This window comes from Bacillus sp. E214 (assembly GCF_008087365.1).
Taxonomy (GTDB): domain Bacteria; phylum Bacillota; class Bacilli; order Bacillales; family Pradoshiaceae; genus Pradoshia.
Genome location: NZ_VENN01000001.1, coordinates 940,161 through 963,570, shown reverse-complemented (window position 1 = coordinate 963,570; position 23,410 = coordinate 940,161). Strand labels below are relative to the sequence as shown.

The following is a 23,410-nucleotide window of genomic DNA, read 5'->3' as shown; positions in this document are numbered from 1 at the left end:
GATAAAGCACTAGGTTTTTTAGAATGCCTGATTTTTGTAATTTGAGTTGTTGGTGCCTGATGGGAAAGTATGATACTGACCTATCATCTGCCATACAATTTGTCTATTAATTTGTTCAATAGGTACCTGGAGGGATATGTAATGGAAAGAATAGAACGATTCATTCGTTATCTAGCAGATCACCAACTTCTAGAAGCTATACCCATTTCCGATTGGCGTACGAAACGTGCGATATATGAGGAACCTATTAAGTATGTATTAGAATCTGAAAGTTCTCCTTTAGTTAATAATGGTGATTGGTTAATCAATTCAGGTACAACTATGTTTCTTGAAAAAGATGTATACATACCAGAAAAATGGAGAAAGCAACAATTTGGATTAAATTTTCTAGTTGGGGCAAAGGGACGACCAACTCATCATGAGGGTTTGGTTTCGATCGATGGCTTGCCCTATCAAGGGATTGATCGAAACAGAAATTATGTGCCATTTAATGATAAAGCAAGGGGAAAAGAAAAAATTAATATCAAAATAGAATTATTTAATCCTGTTCCTCAGGCAGTAGATGAATTAAATCATCAAAATGAACCTGCGGAATATGACCCGCCTTCTCTTTATCTGATAAATGGGTGCTTGGAATTGCCGAATCCAGCAATAAAAAGTCTTTTAACAACTGTTACATGTTACTTTGAGACTGCAAAATTGCTCCCTGAAGATGATTTAATAAGAGGAAAAATCTTCGAAGCTCTAAATGAAGTTCAGTATCAAGTTCTTTTTGAAAAACCTGAATCTTTACGTGAAAGTTTACGGATAAAAGAAATAGAAGAAAAGCTAATTAAACATCTGGCACATTTACCTGGTAGCATACCGGGACAGATGTTAATGGTCGGTCAATCCCATATTGATTTAGCTTGGTTATGGCCGATGAAGGAGGCTGTCCGAAAGTGCAGTCGTACTTTTTCGACGATGAGTACTTTACTAGATGAGAATCCGAACTTTACCTATGCTCAAAGTCAACCTCAAGCATACGCATTTGTAAAAGAATATTATCCTGACATCTATCAGAGGGTTAAAAAGCATATCTCCGATGGCCGCTGGGAAATTGTCGGTGGTATGTGGGTAGAGCCTGATTTAAATATACCTTCTGGCGAATCATTGGTGCGTCAACTCTTATATGGAATGAAGTTCTATAAAGATGAATTCGGTCAACAGCCAAGAATTGAGTGGCTTCCAGATACATTTGGATATTGCGCCTCTCTACCTCAATTGTTAAAGAAAGCAGGATTAGAGTACTTTATGACAACCAAAATGAACTGGAATGATACTAATCCATTCCCATATGATTTATTTCATTGGGAGGGAATTGATGGAACAAGAATTCTTTCCTATTTAAATCATGGTTTGAATGAATATACCCATCCAAAAGAAATTGATAATCACTGGAGGAGCTATAAACAAAAGCAACTATATCCAAAACAAATGCTTCTCTATGGTCACGGGGATGGAGGTGGAGGTGTTACACAAGAAATGATTGATTATATAAACCGCTCTACCTCCCTTCCCGGACTTCCAGCAGTGGTGAATAGTACAGCACACGAATTCTTTGATGGTATTCAACAAGAAGATCCCAATTTGCCGACATGGGTTGGAGATATGTATTTAGAGCTTCACCGAGGGACATACACAACACATGCCCGGAATAAGAAATGGAATCGTAAGGCTGAGGTTCTTTTTCGAGAAGCAGAATTTTGGAGTACTATGGCAGCTTACTTTGCAAACGTTGGTACTGCTCCGTCATTGGAAAAAGGGTGGAAATCACTTCTTCTTAACCAATTTCACGATATTATTCCGGGTTCATCAATTCCTGAGGTGTATGAAAAGTCAGAAGCTGATTACAAGGAAATTTTTACTGCCGGTGAGCATGTTAAAAATAATGCTCTTGTAGTATTAGAAAAGCAAATAAATACGCTGGGTGAAGGAACCCCATTCCTTCTATTTAACAGTTTGTCATGGGCGAGGTCAGAAACGGTAAGAATTATCGGGGGATTTGAATTGGCAGGTAAGAAAGCGCTTAATAAGGATGGTGACTTTTTGCCGTCAGACATCCGCCAGCTGAAAAATGGCCAACTGGAATTATCTATTTATGTATCTGACATTCCTCAACTTGGCTACAAGACTATCTGGTTAAAGGATTATGATAATCCAAGTATAAAAGTGAATGAGGAAGTAGGTAGCCGATGGGAAACTGAATATTATTTAGTGGAATGGAATGAAAAAGGGGAAATGCTCCGCTTGTATGACAAAAAGGCACAACGTGAGGTTTTAGCACCTTGTGCACTAGCCAACCAATTTCAGTTGTTTCATGACCGGCCGATCGTGTGGGATGCCTGGGATATTGATCCAAAATTTAATGACCAGCCTGCTGATTCAATAGTTTTGCTAGGTAAAGATATTCAAAAAGGCGAGACACAGGATTCCATTCGTTTTAAATGGCAGTTGTCAAATTCCATTATTGAACAAGAAATGATTCTTTACCATCATAGTAGTCGAATTGATTTTCATACAAAAGTGAACTGGCAGGAGCAACACAAATTATTAAAAGTAGCCTTTCCTGTTGATATCCTTTGTCAAAAAGCCACATATGAAATTCCATTTGGATCAGTGGAGAGAGCAAATCACACGAATACAAGTTGGGAGAGAGCACAGTTTGAAGTGTGCGGTCATCGTTTTGCGGATCTTTCTGAAGCGGGGTATGGTGTCAGCCTGCTCAATGACTGCAAGTATGGATATGACGTAAAACATAATACCCTTCGTCTATCTTTACTTCGAGCTTCTAAATGGCCAGATCCAACAGCTGACTTAGGTAATCACGAATTTACCTACTCGCTGCTTCCACATGAAGGGGATTGGAGAGAAGCGGAAGTAGTTAAGAGAGGTTATGAATTGAATCACCCTATCGTTTGTGTAAACGCCTCCTCTCATAGTGGAAATCTTCCAAACTCAAATTCTTTTATCGATTTGAAGAGCAAACACGCTATTCTAGATACATTGAAACCCTCTGAAGATGGTAAGGGGATCATTTTAAGAATGTACGAATCAAGCGGCGGCAGGGAAGAAGTACAAGTAACATTTGTAAAGTCGGTTTTTTCTGCTGATGAAACGAACTTATTGGAGGAAAAACAAGACGCTGTTCCGGTTCAAAAAAATAAATTATCCTCCTATCTTAAGCCGTTTGAAGTAAAAACGATTTTAGTCACATTCTAATCACTTAGATTTTCATCTTGTATCGCCTGCAAAATATCTTAAGCAGTATAGCATATATAAATCCAAGCAATGAGGGTAGAGGAGGTGGTGAAAGATGGATAATGCGATGGATTCAGTAAACGAAACAGAAATGATATCAATATGGGTAGAATCATTACTTTCAAAAATGACACTAAAGGAAAAGGTAGGTCAGGTAAACCAAAAGATGTATGGTTGGGAAGCCTACCGAAAAACAGAATCAGGGTACGAATTAACAGAAAAGTTTATAAACCACGTGCGATTTGGGGATGGAATCGGAGTTATTTACGGTTTGTTTCGATCCGATCCATGGTCAGGCATTCATTATGAAAATGGAATTCCCAAAAGTGAAAGTGCTGAAGTTGCGAATATGATACAGCAATATATTAAAGAAAACACACGGCTAGGTATTCCAGTTCTGCTATCAGAGGAGTGCTCACATGGTCATCAAGGGCTCGACAGTATGATTACTCCTGTTAATTTAGGTGTAGGAGCGACATGGAATCCGGATCTACACGAAGATTTGATGGCGGCTGTAGCAGAGGAAGTTCGGGCAAAAGGGGCTCATATGGCGCTTGTATCAACACTCGATATTTTGCGGGATCCCAGATGGGGACGTTCAGAAGAATGCTTCAGTGAAGATCCGTACTTAGCTTCAAGGTTAACAGAAGCAGTGGTAAAAGGAATGCAGGGAGATAATGGTGAAACTATTCAAGCTGGAAAACTTGTGGCGGTATTAAAACACTTTGCAGCTCAGGGCAATGGAACAGGTGGCCATAATGCTGCACCTGCATCTATAGGTGAACGAGAATTAAGGGAGATCCATCTGCCTCCAATGATTGCGGCTATACACTCCGGGGCACTTGCTTGTATGGCCGCATATAATGAAATCGATGGGATTCCATGCCATGCAAATGGCTATCTACTCAATGAAATCTTACGAGAGGAATTTGGCTTTAACGGTGCTGTTATGGCAGATGGCTGCGCTCTAGACAATTTGGTCAACTTGACCCAAAGCAGAGAAAAGGCGGCTGCGCTGGCTCTTGAAAGCGGAATAGATATAAGCCTTTGGGATAATGTATATACCACCTTAGAAAAGGTTATTGAAGATGGTCTTGTTAGTGAAGAACAACTTAATAAAGCCGTTAGAAGAGTTCTTACATTGAAATTTAAAATGGGATTATTCGAAAATCCTTATGTTGTAACCAAGTGGGCTGGAATTACTGCACAAAAAGAGGAAATTAATTTAGAATCAGCAAGGCAGTCGATTGTTTTATTAAAAAATGAGGGAATTCTCCCGCTAAAGAATAACTTAAAAAAAATAGCGGTAATTGGGCCCAATGCCAATTCAATCTACAATCAATTGGGTGATTACACGCCGTTCCAACAAGAAGATCATGTTATTACGGTTCTTAAGGGAATCGAAAAGCTTGCAGGGGGGACAGAAGTTGTATATGAAAAAGGATGTGGCATTCGCTCACGGTCTACGGAAGGAATCGAGAAAGCCGTCAGTCTTGCTGAAAGCTCGGATGTAGCTATTGTGGTACTAGGTGGGTCGAGCGCAAGGGATTTTAAGGCACAGTTCGATTTAAATGGCGCAGTCGTTAATATAACAGGAGAAGAGGAAATGGATTGCGGCGAAAATGTAGACGTAGCTAGTTTAGAGTTAGGCGGTCATCAATTGCAATTATTGCAGCGAATCATGAAGACAGGTACGCCAACCATTACGATTTTGATACAGGGCCGCCCACATGCGATCCCTTGGATTGCTGCAAACGCCCCAGCGATTTTAAGCGCATGGTACCCAGGGCAAATGGGTGGACAGGCAATTGCAGAAATATTGTTTGGACACGTCAATCCAAGCGGTAGATTGCCTGTTTCCATCCCGAGGTCTTCTATGCAGATTCCTGTATTTTATAATCACAAGAATGGGAATTACAAAAAAGATTATTTTGATATGATAGGCAGCAGTCTCTTCCCATTTGGATTTGGGCTATCTTATACGACCTTTACTTATGAAAATCTACAATGCTCGGAACAGGCTATTTCAGTAGATAAACTTTCAGCTGGACAAATATTTAATCTTTCAGTAGATGTTACCAATAGTGGTGGCAGTGATGGATATGATGTTATTCAGTTATATTTAAAGGGAAAAGAATCCAGCATTACAAGAAGAGTACGGGAATTAAAAGGATTTAAAAAGGTTTGGATAAAAGCTATGGAAACAAAAGAAGTAAATTTTGATATTGGAAAAGAAGAATTGCAAATTTACGGAAATCAAAGGCAGTATACCATAGAGCCGGGAAATTTTGATTTAGAAGTTGGCAATCCTGTTGAATCCCTAAAAGTATCACTTAAAATCGGCTGATGATTTTTAAATTTTTTGGGCAGTTTATTTAGAGATTAAGAGGAAGCCTTTTCTATTAAAACGATTTTAAAGAGGTTAGCACCTATTTTGGTAATGTGTTTATTAGTTATTCTTTTTGAATAAAGAAATACCTATTTTTATTACAAGTAGATAGAAATGATCGTAAACAAAGAGGCTGGGACATAAGTATTTCAGTCAATGATAAATCCGAACTATTAGGTGATATTTTAATAGATATTTCGCCTAATAGTTTGGATTTTTATTTTTTTTCAATAGATTGGTTACTTCTGTATATCATTATTAAACTTAGTGGAATGGAGCAGAAGCCACCGACTCCTGCGGGAAGTAGAGGAAAGGCTGAGACCCCGCAGGCTCAGCTTCCTCCCCGCGGAAAGCGAGTGGAGTAAGCGCGCAATGGAACGAATTTTTCTTCCAACTTAACTCTTTAATAAGTAACAAAGTCGATAAATTAGATTTCGTTCGTCTTTTCAGGATCGTTTATAAGTTATGTCTCATCCTCTTTGTTTTTTGAAATGTAACAGCAATGACTAAAAATACTTTATTACTATCATGTTAGCCATCTTTTTTTCCTATTTATAAGCCGAAAAGCAGAAAATCTTGTGTATAATAATACGTATCGACAAAATTCTCCAAGAGAAAATAGGTTATTTTTTGATATAATCCTATAAGTAAGTTGAAGCAAGAAGAAGGTGGCAGTTATTAATAAGGTTGAAGTTAGAGTTAGACAATTTATAGAGGATATACAGCATCCTCAGCAAAAGAAAAAATTAAATGTAAATGTCTTGGAAAGCCAATTAAGAATACATATAGAAGACTATTTTGATATGGATGGGTATACATTGTTTCACGATGTTATCGAAAGACTCGTTGAAGAAAATATTCTTATACCGATACTAAATAAACAAACAAATGGCCGGCATCCAGCCTTGCCATTATTTTATTGGGTTAATATCAAAAAAGAAATCACTAAATGGGATCGTCTTGAGATGCTTAAGCTGAATGATCGATTTGATTTTTCTTATTATGAAAACCATCCGGAATGGCAAACGGAAGATGAATGGTTCAGGGTGAAAAATCTTTATTCGTTTCTAAAATCAAGTCAGGATAGACAAATTGTTTCGCTGGAAGAGCGGAGCCTTGAGCTTTTCGGGCATGAAAAATTTCTGACTGACTCTGATCTATTCCCTGAGGGAAAGGGATTTCTACAAAGAATTGGCGTTTCGATGGAAGAATTAAAAAGTATGAAGTTTGGAGAACCGTTTGTATTTTGGTTAAAGCCGGGTGTTCAGATAGCGGATATTAAACGAGTATTAATAGTAGAAAATCTATCATTCTTCCATACTTGCGTTCAATTGCTGGAAGAAGAAATATTAGATTACGAACCGGAACTGATTATTTATGGTGAAGGTAAAAAGATAGAAAGGAGCTTCTCCTTCTTCTTTAAACTTTTCCCGAAGGATTCCTCCTATTTATTTTATTATGTAGGTGACTTAGATGCAGAGGGCTACAGCATTTGTATGAGATTGATAGATAAATATCAAGAATGCACCATTCAGCCTGCTTTAAAAATCTACCGCAAAATGCTTGACTGCATGGATCAGGCAAATTCGGAGACAGGACAGGTACGTAATGAAATACACAGGGAACGATTCTTTTCCTGGTTCACGGAAGAGGAGCAAAACAGCTTAAATGAATTATGGGCTACCAAAAACCGAATTCCGCAAGAGGTTTTAACGATTGAAACGTGGAGGAGATGGATGTGAACGAATCGTGGGAAGGCTTTTCTCAAAGGATGAAACGATTGAATCCTTTGTTCGAATTGGGAAAAGGAATGGAAATCGGTGAACTCAAGCCCTATATACAGACTATATTAATGCAAGTTCTACTGACCATGTTCTATCGTGAATTAAATGATGATGATGGCCGTAGAAAAACCGACATTTTACATATGGTTGAGGACAGCATTAAACAAATGAAGCTGACGGCTGATGAAAAGCAAATAGAAAGAATTACGAATGGTCTCTTATTTCAGGGGAAGGAAGAATACAGCAAGCCATTTGAATCCTTATATTTTGATGAAACGAGACAGGTATGGGATACTCAAACCTTTCGTTATGTGATGATGGATGAACTGTATACAAACCTGGAGATGGGTGGATCCATCGTTTATAAATTAACTGATGTTGCACAAGAAATGATTTTTATGAGTCGGGAAATGGCGGAAGAGTTCTCCATTACGATTGAACAGCTATACAGTATGCAGCTGATTAAAAATGGTAACTTCAAAAAAGCGACACGGAATTTAGATCACCTCATTTCGAGAGTGAATCGTTTAATGACAAAGGAATATTCCTTTCAGAAAGAGATGATGAACAACCCGAAAATTCTTCTCCTGGAGCAAGAACACCAGAGAGAGGAAAACAGGTGGGAGATTGAAGAACAATTTGAGGAGGAGAAAAATCATTTCCGTACCATCTCGTCTATGATTGAAAAAGCGAAACGTACGGAAGAAAATGGATTGGTTCAAAAAGAATTAATTCTTCTCCATGAAAAAATTGAACATACCAGACAGCTTCATGACCGGTTTGCAAAGCTGGTTATTCAAAATATTTCATATGAGATGAAATTAAAAGCAGAAAATCCTTCTCTATTTTGGGAAAACAGCCTTGTTTCATTCCGGGAGCATATTTATGAAAACTGGTTAATGAAAGAGGGAATTAAGGATTTCGATTTGATTGATCAAATTATTGGACCGTTGTTTTCACCCAAAAATGAATTTATTCTCCCATTGGACTGGATTTGGATGGAACAGGAATCGGCGCATACTCTCCAAATAGAAGATACGAATCAAGATGAGGATGAAGAAGAAGAATTAATCAAGCGAGTAACAGATTGGTCCTCTGTTATTAAAGCATGGAAATATGTATTTGAGTATTTACAGCAATATGGAGAATTTTCATTAGCGGATTTAGCAGATATGCCTATGGAAGTACAGGATCAATGGTTTGAAGAAAGTGAAACGATTGATTTATGGATGTTGTTTGATAAAAAACCTCTCCAAATCATGTCTCCGACAAGGAAATTGGAAACATTGACGGATGAACGTGAAATCCTCCTTCATCGATTAATGAATGAATATCCACAATTTTTATCATTGGAAGGCCGTCATATTTATACGGAGTTTGATCATCGATCAGATCCAATCTATTGGTATGGGACCAAAATGACACCATTTAAAATTTGTGTCCGGGAGGAACTAAGAATAAATGAATAATGAGATTATAAAAAAAGCTTCGCATGTGTACTTTACTTTATTAAAAGAAAAAGTAATTGATGAAACGAGCGAGCATTTTCAAACCTACTATGAGCCGGAAGTCAGACAAACTGTCCTATTACTAGCAGATGAATCCGGAACCTATATTATAGAATCGCCTAAACGTATCCATTTAGTTGTACAGCCGGCAGGGTCAGTCTTTGCGACTAATTTTACCCATATGAAGGATAAGCATAAACAAATAGAAAATAAGAAGTATTTTAATTTAATGAGTGTCATCCTAATGGCTTTTTTGGCTATGGTGGATAAGAATCAGGCAGCCAGAATTCGGACAAAGCGTGAAGGGATAACCTATTATGCATTGGAACGCCAGGTTAATGAACTGATTACAAACTGGAATCGAATGTTAAAGGAGGACCCATCCTTTGGCGAGGAACAAGCCATTGATATGCCGGATATCGTGACTACATGGGTCCATATGGTCATAGAAACGGATGATTTCGGTACAAAGAAAGGGAACAGGCGCACGCGTATCGGACTGATTACGAGCGCTATGAGACTGCTCGAAACTGAAGGGCTGATTGTGATTTTGGACAAAGATGATATACCAAAAGCTGTTCCTAAAATGGAGTTATTTGAACGGATTGAATTCCTTTACCATGATTATGACCGTTATGAACAAATGAAGGAACTTATGAGAACGGAGGAACAGGAGCATGCCGAAAATCCATCGCATTAGAATCGTCGGACTGAAATATGACGGGATGCAAAAGCAATATAAGGACACAACCTTTGATTTTCACAATGAACAAACATCAACAAACGGATTAATCGCGATGATGAATGGTGGTGGAAAAGGGGTTTTCCTGCAATCCATCTTTCAGGTACTCAAACCGGGTACAGCATGGGGCAAACAAAATAATCGTTTTTACCAACAATTTTTCTTTAATAAAAAGGAACAATTTGCACCGTATACTTTCCACATATTAATCGAATGGGAACTGGATGGTTCTGACGGGCGCCATTTAGTGACTGGTGGTATGTTCTCTGCTGAGCAAAAGAAACTGCTGGATGAGGATCTCAATGAGGAAACGGGTTCAGATGAGCGAGAAGCCAAGATTGTTCCTAATATCACTTTTTATGCCAGAGAATTTGATCGTAAAGAGGATGTAGCATTAGAGCATATTCCTCTATACGAGAATGGGCAAGTTGCTGATCCGGAAGAACTGAAGGATTATTTTAAATGGAATGGATTCGATGTTTATCGAGACATAAAAAAACATTACCGCATTCTTGATACATATGGCATTAATCGAAAAGATTGGGACATTATGAAAGAGATTAATAGGGATGAAGGCGGAGTTGGTAAATATTTCGAAGGGGCGGAGGATGATCATTCCCTTTTTCAAAAGAGAATTATCCCGACGGTCAGCCAGGTATTAAATAAAGCTGAAGCTCAAAAGAATGACCTAATCGAAATCTTTAAAAGCCAGGCCAGTATCGCAAAGGATTTGCCGGTTTTACTTAAAAGAGAACAAGCCCACAAGGAATTTTTAGAGGATATAGTTCCTTTTGAAGATCATGTCAGAATTGGTGTAGAGCATGAAGAAATTGTACAAGCAAGTACGAAGGAAGGCCAGCAGCTCCTCGGTGCTTTGGAGCATGTCATTAAACAAGAAAAAGAAGAATTGATCTCACTAGAAACAGAGATTGAACAATTAACAAAGCAACTGTCTGTCCTACGCTTTGAAAAAGATAATTTGGAGTATGCCAAGGCCCATCAGGATGTACGTAAATGGGAAGAGCAGCTTCAGAAAAACAAAGAGAAACACGAACAGTTGAAGGAAGTTGTCGCTGAAAAACAAGCAATAAGGGACGAATTCACTTTCTCCTTGTTATTAAAGGAATGGAGTGAATTTGAAAATACGATTCTTAATCTGACTGACCAAATGAGTAAACTTGAACAAAACAGTGGATTAGAACAAGTGAATCAACGAATGGAAGAAATTAAAGCCGAGGTTACAGCGGAATGGGAAAAGGCCAATCTAGATATTGCCCAATCCAATAACCAGTACCATGCTTATAAAAAGTATCTGACTAAACGGATTAAAGAATCAAGTAGTCATGATAAACAAAAGACGATTGAAATTGCTAAATTAAGTGCGGAAATTCTTTCCATTCAGGATGAGCTACAATCTTTTGAAGTGAAATCAAAGGATATGTCCACCCAATTTGGTGACCGCATCACATATGATTTATCTGGATTAATCAGTCATTTTAAACAAAATCTAATTCAGCTTCAGGAAGAGTTAAAACAACTGCAGGATAAGGATCAACAAACACAGGAGTTTCAAAATGAACTGTCTGGTTCCTTAGGAACATTACGTGAGTCACTGAAACATCTGAACTCCAAACGAGATAATTGGAAAGAGGCATACCAAAAGCAGGATTTAAAAGAATCCTCTATTTTAGAACGGATGAAATTAGTTTTGGATGATGTCTCACCATCCTTGACCCATGCTCTATTATCCAAATACGCTGCCGGAATTGAAGGTCAATTAACGCAGAATCAGGAAGAGAGTGAACAGGTTAAAAAAGAACTGTGGGAGAGTCAGCTAGACCATTATTTAAACGATGAGAATTTTTGGATTGCTAATCAGGATCTAAAAGAGTTTAAAGAGTGGATTGATGAAAAAACAGGAATAGATGTATTCTATGGGACACAGTACCTGCAATCATTGGATGAAGATGAACGTCTTCATCATCTGGAGTCCTATCCTCTTTTACCGTTTGGGTTAGTCGTAAGCCGGAATCAATGGGAAAAGATCAATCATCATCTTTTACAGGGAAGGCTATTTAAAAGCCCGGTACCTGTATATTTGAGAGAAGAGATGAATGGTACTCCGGTATCTTCTTTTGTTGTTTTGCACGGTGAGGAACATGAACTAATCACAAACCGTAATGAATTTATGAAATGGAAGATAGCAATTTCCAAGAAAATCGAAGAGAAAAAAGATGTTTTAGACGAGCTTGGAAAATCAGAGCGATCTCTTCGCCGTTTATATAACGAATTAAACAGAATGACGGATACAGATCTATGTGTAGATATTGCCAAATTCATTGAACAGGAAGAAAAGGAAATATCCAAGGCTGATACGGAATTAAAACGAACTGTTCAAATCCTCGATAAAGAAAAAGAATTACATGCTCAATTACGTGAACAACTCAATCAAAAGGTAGTGAGAATCGAGGAATGTGGAAAACATGTAGATGCATTGGAAGCATTTATTCTGGAAAAAGAAAAATATGAAGAACATAAACAATTACTTGAAGCTAAAGAAGTGCATAAAGCTACTCTTATTGCACAACAGGCTGAGATTGCCAAGGATTTAGATGAGCTGAACGATAGAAGTGCTCAATGGAATCAAACCTATTTGGAATGGAAATTGGCAATCGACCAGAGTATTAAGGAAATCGTGCAATTTGTTCATTCCGCTTCATTTCCACCTGCGGAAAAAATGGAGGGTAACGATGAAGTACCAAGCTTATCCCTGCATATATTAGATAAGATCATGGGGCAATTGAATGAATTAAAACTCTTGCAGCGCTCCAAGGAAGAACAGGCACAGGAATTACTTACATTAAAAGCTCAGAAAGAAGCCGAAATGTCTCAGAAGTCTAAATTGGAGAAGAAGCTAGCAAAGCAACATGAAGATTGGAGAGAAAGACCTGTACCTGATGAACCTATCAGTATATTAGAGGGTTTGCAGCAAACTGCTCAAAAAGAAGCGAAAGAAGCAGATAAAGAGGAGCGTAAGCAGGATAAGGAAGTAACCGTTGCGGAAACCTCTCTTAATCTGGCAAATGAACAAGCGAAAAAAGCACAGAAAAAGCTAAGCAAGCATGAACAAGAGCCGGAAAAATGGGAAGATCAGGATCTGGATGTTAAAGAGGTAGAAATTAAAGACCGAACTAAATTAACCAAAAAACAATTGGATCAGACTGAGAAGAAGTTGAAAGAGACAAACGAACGTATTAATGGATATGAGGGAGACCAATTAACATTATCCGTAATCCTCAAGGAAAATCCAGTACCTTATACAGATGAGGTCGTGGAGAGAATCAAAAATCAAGGAAAATCGTGTATATTAGCCTGGTGTGAAGCTCACCAAAACTTCCTTGAAGAAAAACAGGTTAAACATGCCAAGCTTGAACAATCGCTTCGTAAGCTAAAGCTGACGATTGAGGATAAAGATTGGGAGATTCGTTTTAAAAATGAAGTTTTGACCTCATTAGATCACATGGATACGCGCCATTACGCTCATATTGAAACCATTATTTCGAATATGAAACGATTTTCAAGAAGCGGTTTGGAGCAATTGGACCGTGATAAAGAACGAGCTGAAAAGGCGCAGGATTTCTGGGCAAGTCGTGCGAGTATGAAGGTTATGAGTATGTCCGATGCTATACGTTCCATGATTGCGAAAATGAAAATCAAAAATGAGCGTGGGACATTCCCGCTGGTCCAATTGAAGGAAGATCTATTGCCTAAAAATGCGGAAGAGGTGGAGCCACTTTTAAAGCAGCATTTCGTTATGGCAATTGATAAAATCACGAAGCAATTCGAGACAATTGATGACCATAATAAAGCGCTAGAGGTTGAAATCAAACAATTAATCAGTGATGAACAAATACTATTTGTTTCTCTTCGCAATCGTTTCCCTGAGCTGCTTGTTTATAATATGCGTACAGATAACGCGTTCATGTATGGACGACCTCAGAAGGAACATTACTCAACCTGGAAAACCATTAACCAAGGTTCTAAGACGAAGTCAGACGGAAGCGGCGGCCAAAAATTATCTGCGCGGATGGTCATGATGATGATGCTCCTATCGGTTAAGAGTGAAGCAGATAACAGCTGGGTATCATTAGTATGTGATAATCCATTTGGTCAGGCGGCATCAGCGCACGTCCTTGATCCAATTTTTGCGGTGGCAGAAAAACTGAAATTCCAATTAATCGTTGTTACACCGCCTGAATTGGTGAAAACAGAGATCAGCCAGCGCTTTGACTCTTATTATAAACTTGATTTTGTCCGTGAAAATGGTAAAGAGATTGTGACAGATACAGTGGTACCTGCCTATCGAATTTATCAGGAAGAGGAAGTTTTAGAAAGTTAAATAGAAGACAAGGAGACTGCTGAAATTCTAAGCAGTCTCCTTTTTTACCATAACGGCTCTTCTTTATCAGTCAATTGTAAATAAAGAGGCATTGATAATAAAACAACAAGCATCAACACTAATTCGATGATTATGACAAAAGTTAAAGATAAATTAAACAGTACCGTAATAGGAATTGTTATCAGCGGAAATAATACTACAATAGATGTGATTTTTCTTGAATACATGCTTTGGTATTGATTAGCTCCACAATCATTACATTTCATATTTTTGCGGAATGATGCTAATTTTTTAAATGAATCATTCCATGACCATTTGCTGCCGCAGTTTTGACAAGTTGGCACTGTAATTCCTCCTTTAATGAATATCCTTAAATCTCTAATAAAAAAATGGAGTGGGGTATGGAAATAAAGATGGAACTACATCCACCAAGCATCCTATTTGTAAATTCATATCTTTCATATAAATACAGAACCTGTATCTTTTTTGTCGAACACTTGTACAAATATATTATAGTATTTAATTCCATTTTATATAAAATCATTTGTAAGGTATAATTTAAGTATTCAGAAATATAAAGGAGGATACATAGATGGGAATTTTGGATGGGTTAATGGGTAATTCTTCAACAGTAAGTAAGGATGAAGTATCCAAATCTTTAAAAGAAGTATTGTTTCCAGGTGAAGAAGTTCAACAAGCTTACAAGTTAATCAGGGATATGATTGTTTTTACGGGCAACAGACTTATTCTTGTAGACATACAAGGAATGACGGGAAAAAAAATCGAGTATCATTCCATTCCTTACAAAAGTATCACTCATTTCAGTACAGAAACAGCGGGAACATTTGATTTGGATGCTGAGCTTAAAATTTGGTTATCTGGAGCAGACATGCCGATAACTAAGACATTCAAAAAAGGCAATAGCATTGAAGATGTTCAAAAATTGCTTGCGTATTATGTTTGTGGATAAATAAAAAAATAATCAATTAATAATGGGAGGGCGTTTTAAAACGCTCTCCCTTTTTTATTGTTCCTCTTACCTAATCCCATCATAACAAATACAATCCGTAGTCTTTTTGCTTCATATAATCATAAAAACCATACTAATAAATAATCTTTTTTTGTATAAATTGTAAATAATGAAGGACATTATAAATTTGTGACGAATATTATAATATGTGTCTAAATTGTGAACGATATGAATACGTTTTACCAAACTGAACTAAATATTTTTGCCTAATTCTAATTATTAAAGCGCTTTCATTATTATGAAAGGGAGGAATTATAATGAATGATCAACAAATTGTAAAATGCGGAAAATGCCAAGGAAATCAAGTGAAAAAACTAATTACAGTCTCAGATATGATGTTTTTGGCTATTTTAATTGCGTGCTGCATTCCAATGCCGGGTTGGTATTTAATCCCGATATTTATGTTCATAGGCTTTTTGGATGTTAAAAAAGGCGGTTTCCGTTATAGCTGTACTGGATGCAAATCTAAGTTCAGAGTAACGAAGGAAATCAATGCTGCATTTACTGAGTTTTTTAGGGCTCAGAAGACACTAATTAAATAAGAAACAAATGAACGGGGACCAGTTAAATAGAAACTGGTCTCTTTTATTTATCTAACAAATACAGGAGTACTTGCGACTTAAGTTGTAGATCATATCATCCTTTGTCAGGACGTAAAAATTCTTGGTAATTAATATACTTAACACATAAACAACTGAACCAATTTAAAGGGATGGTGATATAAAAATGAGTACACTTTACATTTGTACAACTTGCGGGACACAAACGGACTGCTTAAATGACCCACCGGTGAAATGTTTAATTTGCAGTGAGGAAAGACAGTATATTAATCGTAATGGGCAGCAGTGGACAACAATGGAAGAGATGGTATCTTCAAAACAATTTAAAAATGAAATAAAGTATGAAGAAAAAGATTTGTACAGTATGAAAACAGAACCAGATGTAGGTATCGGTCAGACAGCATACATCGTTCAAAGCGATAATTTTACATTGTTATGGGACTGTATTACTTATATTGACCAATTAACCGTCGATAAAATTAAAAAAAAGGGTGGCTTACATGCAATTGCATTGTCACATCCTCATTACTATTCCAGTCAGATAGAATGGGCTGAAGCCTTTGATATCCCAATCTATATACACGAAGACGACCAGGAGTGGGTATTAAGAAAAAGTGAAAAAATTGTATTTTGGTCAGGAGAATCTTTAAAGTTGTCTGAAGGATTAATCCTTCACAGATTAGGTGGCCATTTTAAAGGTGGCGCTGTCCTTGAATGGAATAAAGGAAATCATCATAAAGGAATTTTGTTGACAGGAGATATTATTCAGGTGGTGGCTGATCGTAAATGGGTTAGTTTTATGTATAGTTATCCCAATCTGATTCCCTTGCCTGCTAAAAAAGTAATGGACATAGCCGATAAAGTAGCCAAAATGAACTTTGACCGGATTTACAACGCTTTTCATCGTATCATTCAGAAGGATGCCAAACAAGCCGTTCAAAAATCTGCTGAGCGATATATACAAGCGTTAAATGGGACTTTATTTGAAATTTAAGTAGGACACGAAGAGAAATTTTTTTTAGGAAAACTGTTATTAAATAAAAAAACGCCTTTTAGTTATAGAACCCAAAAGGCTAGTAACAAACGTATGGCCACACTTATTTAAGAACTGATACACGTCTTGTTCCCTATATTCATTTTAGTCGAGATAATTACAAGTAATTTCAATTGGCGAACCTGGCTTTAAGTTTAGTACTTAGCACTAAGATGTAATCATCTTGACTTATCTTGGAACTTTTGGCATCTGCTCCTATTTGTAAATTATCAATTAAGGTTACCGAATTATAATGAAATAAATACGTTAATTGAAGGATTTTTCATCAATTCGGTACTGATGACGTTGACTTTTCATTTTAGCATTGTGCTTCAGATAGTATTCAAATACTTCTCTTGTTGTATAAGTTGGAGTATATCCAAAAATGTTTTTCACTTTAGTGTTATCAAGAACAGGTCGATAGCGAAGGAAGTTAACCTGTTCCTCTCCATATTGAGTTAGGGATAATCGTTTTAAGATATAAAGAGCCCATTTTACGACTAATGCAGGGATCCGTATGACTGGCTTGTATAATATATAAGCAAGTTCATCGATTGTTAGCTTACCATCACCAGCAATATTAAAGATTCCTGTCACATCACCTGTAACGGCCCGTTCGAGACAGCAAGCGACATCATGATCCCAAATAAAGACGAATGGGCTATCAGATCGAGAGATGCCGATTAATGCTTTCTTTTCGAAGAGTGCGGTGATTTGGTTGTTCACTGTCTCGCCAAGGATGGTACCTATTCGGAAAATGACCTGTTCCAGCTCTGGGTGAGTTTGACGATAGTCTGCTAAAAGCTGTTCAACCAATCTTTTGTGATAAGAATAAGCAAATTCCTTATTTCCTCGAATCGGTACATCCTCTGTAATCCATGCTGGGTTATCTGGATGATAGCCATAAGCTGCTCCACTTGATGAGACGATGAGGCGTTTTACACCATTTTTAACGCAAGCCTTTAGAATATTTTCTGTACCGAGAACATCAACGGAATATTCCAGTTCACGGTTACTCTTTTTGCCGGGTGTGACGATCGAGGCTAGATGGACGACTGTATCGATACGATATGTGGCCATCACCTTATGAAAGTCCTCTGAGCGGATATCGAGCTGTACATAATGTATGGTAGTGTCGGAATAAAATATAGGCTTTTCTTGAATATCAGTAGCGATAATGTGAATATTTTCTGCCACAGATAGTCGTTGGACAAGAAGGCTTCCTAAATAACCTGCCGCGCCTGTTATGAGTACATTCATACTTTCACGCTCCTGGCTGTGTCTTTGGTAGTTTCCTTATGAAGTGGCCGCTTTGACCAATAAATGGCAAGGGTAAGTCCAGAAACAATATGCCAGATTGCCCACCAGGCAGCTACAATGGCCATACCACCTAATCCGTCAAAGAAATTGAATATCAAAACTAGACCCAGACCAGAGTTTTGAATACCTACCTCGATAGAAATCGCTCGACGATCGGCGATAGGGAGTTTTAACAGTGAGGAGGTGGTGTAGCCAATCGTAATGGCAAGTAGATTATGGATAAATACAATGAGAGCAACCATTCCAATAAATTCAATAAAATAAGTAAAGTTTGCTGCCAGGGAAACGATGACAAATCCTAAGAAGAAGACTATAGATGCATTTTTAGCCCATTTGTTGATCAGTTGCGCTTTTTCTGGATATTTATGGTTCACATACATACCGATGGCGAGCGGTAACCCAAGCATTAAAAAGATCGTAATCAACAAGTCTTGCGGGTTGATGGTAAAAGACTTGAGCAGGCTATTTGTCGGTTCGTAAAGAGATCCCCAAAGTAAGGTGTTAAAGGGAGTCATAAAAATAGCTAGCACGGTTGAAATAGCCGACATGCTGATGGATAATGGGGTATTACCTTTAGCTAAGTAGGTTAAGAAGTTAGATAAATTGCCTCCAGGACAAGCTGCAACTAGAAACAACCCAAGAGCGATACTAGGCCTTGGCTCTATGATAAGAACGAGTATATATGTAAATGCCGGAAGCAGGATAAATTGACAAGACAGTCCAATGAGTGTGGGTTTTGGCTTTTTAATACTTTCTTTAAAATCTGCTAATTTTAAGTCCAAAGCGACCCCAAACATGATAAACCCGATTAAGATATTCATAATTGTCAGTGAAGTTGCGTTGAAATTTAATTGGATATCATCGATATTCATGCTATTTACCCCTTGGTTCAGCATGCATTTCTTTAAAATATTTTAAGCCTGGTGCCCACATATGCTTGACTGGATCTACATCAGCATGAATAACCGAACAAATCCCGCTTCGGATTGAACGCTCAAGGGCCTCGCGGAATTCAGTTGGATTATTGGCATATTCCCCATGTGCACCCATGCTTTCAGCTAACTGTTGAAAATTGATATTGCCCAGGTCTGTATTAATGCTTTCTTCAGGGCTGAGGGTTTTCTTGATTAAGGTCTTAATTGGCTTCATGGCTATATGCTGATTAATTTTTACCATTCCCCATTGACGGTCGCAAAGAACGATATAGATAATATGCAAGCCATTCCGCACCGCTGTTTCAATCTCTTGTGGATGAAAGCCCATTGCTCCATCTCCAATGATGCAGCAGACAGGTACATCTGGCTTAGCAGCAGCTGCGCCGAGCGCCTGACCGACACCTGCCCCGAGCATCCCGAATTTAAATGTCGAAATGACTGTTCCCGGTTCTCTAACCTTATAATAGAAATTTGTCCAAATGGCTGTATTTCCGCCATCAATAACAAGTGGTGATTCTTTTGGAAATACCTCACTGCATATAGCAGGAATATGAGCTGAGTTCATCGGAGTGGCATGATCATTTAGATGTTCGTTAAGCTTATCCCTGTGCTTTTGCTTATCTTCAAGGTATTTGGATAGCAATGCTTCGCGCTGAAGGTAGTTCAATTGATCCTTGAAGGGAAGAAGTCGTTGATATAATTTTTCTAAAAAGATTTTTACATCTGAGAGTATGCTGACCTCAGTTGGCTTATTTGCGCCGAGAATAGAATGATCTAAATCGACTTGAATTACCTTTTGGTTAGGATTCCAGTAAGGTGCTTTTCCCCACCAATCTGTTTCTCCTATCCTTGAGCCTAGCACTAAAAGCACATCTGCTTCATTGCGAACCTTGTTATTAGCCTCAATATGAACCATTGGTAGCATAAGGCGGTTATTCTCTGAAATAGCGCCTCGTCCGGCCCAACTTGTTGTAATTATCGATTGTAATAATTCCGCAACCTTCTCAAGCTCATTGAAGGCGCGTGCATGAATGACTCCACTGCCAGCATGAATAACAGGAAATTTAGCTGATATAAGCAGTTCAACCGTTTCATCTAATTGTTGTTTATTTGGTTCAGGTGGCTGGGTTACACGGTATTGGCTAACCCTCCAAAATGAAAGGTCACATTTCACTTTCGTATTGAGAATATTTTCCGGTATATCAAGATGAACGACTCCTGGGCGTCCTTCGAAACATTTTCTTAAAGCGGTGCGGAGCATTTCTGGAATCCTATCGAATGAAGGAACTGCTTCGCTCCATTTCGCAATCTGGCCAATCACGGCTGTCTGATCAAAGCATTGATAGGTGCCTCCACGGTCAGGGTACATGATGCCGGTCCGCCTAGCACTGGTAATGACAAGTACCCGGTTACCTTCTGCCTGCTCGACAACCAATCCAGGGAGGATATTGGCTACTCCCGGCCCATTGCTGGCCATGCAAACTCCAAGCTTACCAGTCAATCTGGCATAGGCTCCAGCCATGTGGGCTGCGCTCGTCTCATGGCGTGGAGAAATCAATTCAATACCATGGTTCTGTAAGTTTGAATAAAATCCAAAATAAGTTCCATCTATAATGCCAAATAATTTTTCAACATTCTCAAGGCTTAACATTTTTGCAATGACTTCGCCGCCACTCATTTCAGCCATAATATTCCTCCTTAATCATTACGATTATATTGATGAATCAAATCAGGGTTCAATACTTGAAATAATTGATGGAAAATATTTTCAATATCCCCTTGAGTTGGAATCCTGCGGTTTGTGTCAATACCATTGCCGCAAAGAGTGAGCGCCGTTAATTCCTTTATCTGTGAGGAACACATTTGATCCATTGGGATGTATGGTCTGCCTGTCTCCCAAATTTGAAACTGGTCGTTATATTGATAGATCAGTTTAAGTATTTTTCTTGCCAGGGCGGATTTGCTTTCATTGGGGTTGTGTCCAATAGCAACGGCCAGTTCTGCATAACGGTCTTCTGCATCTTCAATTCCGAAGTCAATTACAAATGGATGTAGGAGTGCAACACTTAAACCATGGGGGATTTTATATTTTGTCCCTAAGGCTCTGCCTGTGGCGTGTGCTAAATTAGTTGATGAATTAGAGAATGCTATTCCAGCATAAAAACTGCCGATAAGTATATCATCATAGGCTTGTTGGTTATTTGTTTTTATGTAAACGTTTGGAAGGGCGTTGGTGATTTTCTTGAAGGCTTGAAGAGCATAGTAGTCTGTTAATTCGGTTGCTTTTGTTGAAACATAAGCTTCCATTGCATGTGTAAGTGCGTCTAATCCTGTATATGCGGAGATGGCCGGAGGTAATTTCTTGGTCCAATAGGAATCTAAAATGACCGCATCCGGTACAAAACTTGGATGAGAGGGATTGCGTTTAATGCCAGTTTCATCGTCAGTAATGACCATAACTTTTGTTGCTTCTGATCCTGAACCAGCTGTGGTTGGTATGACAATCAAGGGAAGACGTTCAATGATGGATTCTTGCTGGATGGTAAGTAAAGTATGCTCTGAATTAATGGCAAAGACGGAAACGGCCTTAGCGAGATCAATCACACTGCCACCACCGATTGCCACAACACCATCACAGCTTTCTGAGAGAGCTGTATGGGTGGTTTTTCTCACCTGACTAAAGGATGGTTCACCTTTGTCGCAAATATAGAGCTGAAACGATATCCCTTCTTTTTCAAGCGTTGAGAAGAGATGTTTTTTGGCATCTTTGTAAAGCTTTACTGAAATCATGATAAAAGCTTTCTTGATTTGCAGCTTTCGAATTGTCTCCATAAGTTGTATTCCACTAAACCCGCCTGTCAAGATTATGGCAGGTTTTAAAATAGATTCGATAAAGATCACTCCTTCAGCTTAATGTATACGCTTACATTAATGCGTGCAGATAGGTTTCTATTATTATATCTAAGGAAGATTATAAAGACTTGAAACTTCAAAAGCAATATTAATTCAGAAAATTTAAATTATTTGATTTTGATAACAAGATAATATTTTAGGATGAAATAAACTATGTCATATTTTTTTCAAGTAAATATCATTGATATTCCTTTAATTCAATAGAGAAAAAAACGTTAATTGTTACTGGAAGAATTACTAGTCAGTAAGTTTAAAAGAGAAAACTTGCTTCATATCATAATCGAAGGAGTAAGTTATATCATTGCCACTTTACTACCAATAGCTTTATTATAAATTTTCCTTGGTGGAAATTAATCCTTCTTTGATTCTTTTCCTATTTTACTAATCACTTTTGTTCCTTATCAATATACAGACTACCAAACATTACATATTATTGAAGTAATTTTCATTTAATGTTTTTCTCAATTTGATACAATATAATTTGATAACGTACTAGATAACGTTTATAGTGGTTATCTACTGCTAATCCTGACTTTCTTCCGGTTAAATGTCGAATTGTCAAAAGGAGAAAATCAAATGAAACCTTTAAAGTTAGTATTCTTCGCAATGATTGCGATTATGATATTTGTTCTTTGGAAAATGTCCCCGACTGAGCAAAAGACTTTTATTACGAATGATCGAATGAAGGAAATCCAGTCAATAGTGGATGACGCAAGTAAAGGTAAAGTCCAGGCCAACTGGCAAAACGTCGCAGCTATTGCAGCTATTGAATATAATATAGACACTGTAGAACCTTATAATATCGAACAAACCACTAATCTGTTTATCGAAAAAGAAGGAAACAAATATAAGCTTAAAAATATTGAAGAAGTAATGGATACTTTAAAATATACAGATGAACAGAAATCTCAGGTGAAATCCTATATAACCTACTTGGATTCATTTAAAAAAGGTAATAAAAGCAATCAATATGAATTTATTGCTGAAATTGAAAGTGCCGCTGTAGATAATTATAAGGAATATGGTATATTGCCTTCCATCACAATTGCGCAGGCTATCCTGGAATCTGAATGGGGGAAATCAGGACTATCTCAGAAGTATAATAACCTATTTGGCATTAAAGGCCATAACTGGGATGGGGCTGTTGCAAGCATGGACACAACGGAATTTCATAATCAAATAACGAAAAGTTATTTCAGAGCCTATAATTCGATTGATGAGTCAATCGATGATCATGGTGCATTTCTTAAAGAAAATCAACGTTATGAAAAGCATGGCCTTTTTGAGGCTAACACCTATATGGAACAGGCTCAAGCATTGGAAGATGCCGGCTACAGTACGGCTGAGAATGAAAAAGGCGAAAAGATATACAGTAAAATGTTAACTGATATTATTCAGCAATATCAATTACAGCTAATTGATAGCAATGTCACGTCAGATAAATTATAAAAACAAGCGTATGTGTCTACTTTTGCACATACGCTTGTTTTTTATTCT

General features: G+C 37.8%; 15 protein-coding genes. 10 read left to right on the top strand and 5 right to left on the bottom strand.

Features of this window, described 5'->3' with window-relative positions:
- The first annotated feature begins 141 nt into the window (after window positions 1-141).
- The 6 genes from FHY47_RS04490 to FHY47_RS04465 all read left to right on the top strand — a co-directional run bounded on the left by FHY47_RS04490 (window position 142) and on the right by FHY47_RS04465 (window position 14,122).
- Window positions 142-3,261: an alpha-mannosidase gene (locus tag FHY47_RS04490; protein WP_148629738.1), complete on the top strand. Its 3,120-nt coding sequence runs from the start codon at window positions 142-144 to the stop codon at window positions 3,259-3,261.
- 94 nt (window positions 3,262-3,355) lie between these two features.
- Window positions 3,356-5,647 (top strand): glycoside hydrolase family 3 N-terminal domain-containing protein, encoded by a 2,292-nt coding sequence (locus tag FHY47_RS04485; protein WP_148629737.1) that lies wholly within the window; start codon window positions 3,356-3,358, stop codon window positions 5,645-5,647.
- A 710-nt stretch (window positions 5,648-6,357) separates the two neighbouring features.
- The gene (locus FHY47_RS04480) at window positions 6,358-7,431 is read left to right on the top strand and encodes a Wadjet anti-phage system protein JetD domain-containing protein (protein ID WP_140461481.1); all 1,074 of its coding nucleotides are present in this window, start codon (window positions 6,358-6,360) and stop codon (window positions 7,429-7,431) included.
- A complete protein-coding gene (locus FHY47_RS04475; RefSeq protein ID WP_262365964.1) occupies window positions 7,422-8,942 on the top strand; it encodes a hypothetical protein in 1,521 nt (506 codons plus the stop codon). The genes FHY47_RS04480 and FHY47_RS04475 overlap by 10 nt, the downstream gene beginning before the upstream one ends.
- A complete protein-coding gene (locus FHY47_RS04470; protein WP_139891910.1) occupies window positions 8,935-9,681 on the top strand; it encodes a DUF6063 family protein in 747 nt (248 codons plus the stop codon). Before FHY47_RS04475 ends, FHY47_RS04470 begins: the two co-directional genes overlap by 8 nt.
- On the top strand, window positions 9,659-14,122 hold the full coding sequence (locus tag FHY47_RS04465) for a coiled-coil domain-containing protein (protein WP_140461479.1): 4,464 nt from the start codon (window positions 9,659-9,661) through the stop codon (window positions 14,120-14,122). The genes FHY47_RS04470 and FHY47_RS04465 overlap by 23 nt, the downstream gene beginning before the upstream one ends.
- 44 nt (window positions 14,123-14,166) lie before the next feature.
- Here the strand turns inward: FHY47_RS04465 and FHY47_RS04460 are convergent, their stop codons facing one another.
- Window positions 14,167-14,466 carry a TIGR04104 family putative zinc finger protein gene (locus FHY47_RS04460; RefSeq protein WP_148629735.1) on the bottom strand — a complete coding sequence of 100 codons (300 nt, stop codon included), beginning with the start codon at window positions 14,464-14,466 and terminating at the stop codon, window positions 14,167-14,169.
- A gap of 248 nt (window positions 14,467-14,714) precedes the next feature.
- Between FHY47_RS04460 and FHY47_RS04455 the strand changes: the two genes are divergently transcribed.
- The 3 genes from FHY47_RS04455 to FHY47_RS04445 all read left to right on the top strand — a co-directional run bounded on the left by FHY47_RS04455 (window position 14,715) and on the right by FHY47_RS04445 (window position 16,706).
- Window positions 14,715-15,092, top strand: a complete 378-nt coding sequence (locus tag FHY47_RS04455) for a PH domain-containing protein (RefSeq protein WP_139891913.1) — start codon at window positions 14,715-14,717, stop codon at window positions 15,090-15,092.
- 317 nt (window positions 15,093-15,409) lie between these two features.
- A complete protein-coding gene (locus FHY47_RS04450) occupies window positions 15,410-15,694 on the top strand; it encodes a hypothetical protein (RefSeq protein ID WP_139891914.1) in 285 nt (94 codons plus the stop codon).
- A gap of 184 nt (window positions 15,695-15,878) precedes the next feature.
- The gene (locus FHY47_RS04445) at window positions 15,879-16,706 is read left to right on the top strand and encodes a hypothetical protein (protein ID WP_148629734.1); all 828 of its coding nucleotides are present in this window, start codon (window positions 15,879-15,881) and stop codon (window positions 16,704-16,706) included.
- Between the two features lie 306 nt (window positions 16,707-17,012).
- Here the strand turns inward: FHY47_RS04445 and FHY47_RS04440 are convergent, their stop codons facing one another.
- From FHY47_RS04440 to FHY47_RS04425, 4 genes are read right to left on the bottom strand one after another with little or no spacing between them, the layout of a single operon-like run.
- Entirely contained in the window at window positions 17,013-18,005 is a 993-nt protein-coding gene (locus FHY47_RS04440) for an SDR family oxidoreductase (protein WP_148629733.1), read from the bottom strand.
- Window positions 18,002-18,937 (bottom strand): bile acid:sodium symporter family protein, encoded by a 936-nt coding sequence (locus FHY47_RS04435; RefSeq protein WP_148629732.1) that lies wholly within the window; start codon window positions 18,935-18,937, stop codon window positions 18,002-18,004. The genes FHY47_RS04440 and FHY47_RS04435 overlap by 4 nt, the downstream gene beginning before the upstream one ends.
- 1 nt (window position 18,938) lies before the next feature.
- Window positions 18,939-20,687, bottom strand: a complete 1,749-nt coding sequence (locus tag FHY47_RS04430) for a thiamine pyrophosphate-binding protein (protein ID WP_148629731.1) — start codon at window positions 20,685-20,687, stop codon at window positions 18,939-18,941.
- 11 nt (window positions 20,688-20,698) lie between these two features.
- A complete protein-coding gene (locus tag FHY47_RS04425) occupies window positions 20,699-21,901 on the bottom strand; it encodes an iron-containing alcohol dehydrogenase (RefSeq protein WP_483861456.1) in 1,203 nt (400 codons plus the stop codon).
- Window positions 21,902-22,489: 588 nt separating this feature from the next.
- Between FHY47_RS04425 and FHY47_RS04420 the strand changes: the two genes are divergently transcribed.
- The gene (locus FHY47_RS04420) at window positions 22,490-23,362 is read left to right on the top strand and encodes a glycoside hydrolase family 73 protein (protein ID WP_148629729.1); all 873 of its coding nucleotides are present in this window, start codon (window positions 22,490-22,492) and stop codon (window positions 23,360-23,362) included.
- The last annotated feature ends 48 nt before the right edge of the window (window positions 23,363-23,410 follow it).

Coding starts and splice junctions, on each gene's coding strand:
- FHY47_RS04490 (WP_148629738.1), top strand. CDS start 142: ATGGAAAGAATAGAACGATTCATTCGTTATCTAGCAGATCACCAACTT.
- FHY47_RS04485 (WP_148629737.1), top strand. CDS start 3,356: ATGGATAATGCGATGGATTCAGTAAACGAAACAGAAATGATATCAATA.
- FHY47_RS04475 (WP_262365964.1), top strand. CDS start 7,422: ATGGATGTGAACGAATCGTGGGAAGGCTTTTCTCAAAGGATGAAACGA.
- FHY47_RS04470 (WP_139891910.1), top strand. CDS start 8,935: ATGAATAATGAGATTATAAAAAAAGCTTCGCATGTGTACTTTACTTTA.
- FHY47_RS04465 (WP_140461479.1), top strand. CDS start 9,659: ATGCCGAAAATCCATCGCATTAGAATCGTCGGACTGAAATATGACGGG.
- FHY47_RS04455 (WP_139891913.1), top strand. CDS start 14,715: ATGGGAATTTTGGATGGGTTAATGGGTAATTCTTCAACAGTAAGTAAG.
- FHY47_RS04450 (WP_139891914.1), top strand. CDS start 15,410: ATGAATGATCAACAAATTGTAAAATGCGGAAAATGCCAAGGAAATCAA.
- FHY47_RS04445 (WP_148629734.1), top strand. CDS start 15,879: ATGAGTACACTTTACATTTGTACAACTTGCGGGACACAAACGGACTGC.
- FHY47_RS04440 (WP_148629733.1), bottom strand. CDS start 18,005: ATGAATGTACTCATAACAGGCGCGGCAGGTTATTTAGGAAGCCTTCTT.
- FHY47_RS04435 (WP_148629732.1), bottom strand. CDS start 18,937: ATGAATATCGATGATATCCAATTAAATTTCAACGCAACTTCACTGACA.
- FHY47_RS04430 (WP_148629731.1), bottom strand. CDS start 20,687: ATGGCTGAAATGAGTGGCGGCGAAGTCATTGCAAAAATGTTAAGCCTT.
- FHY47_RS04420 (WP_148629729.1), top strand. CDS start 22,490: ATGAAACCTTTAAAGTTAGTATTCTTCGCAATGATTGCGATTATGATA.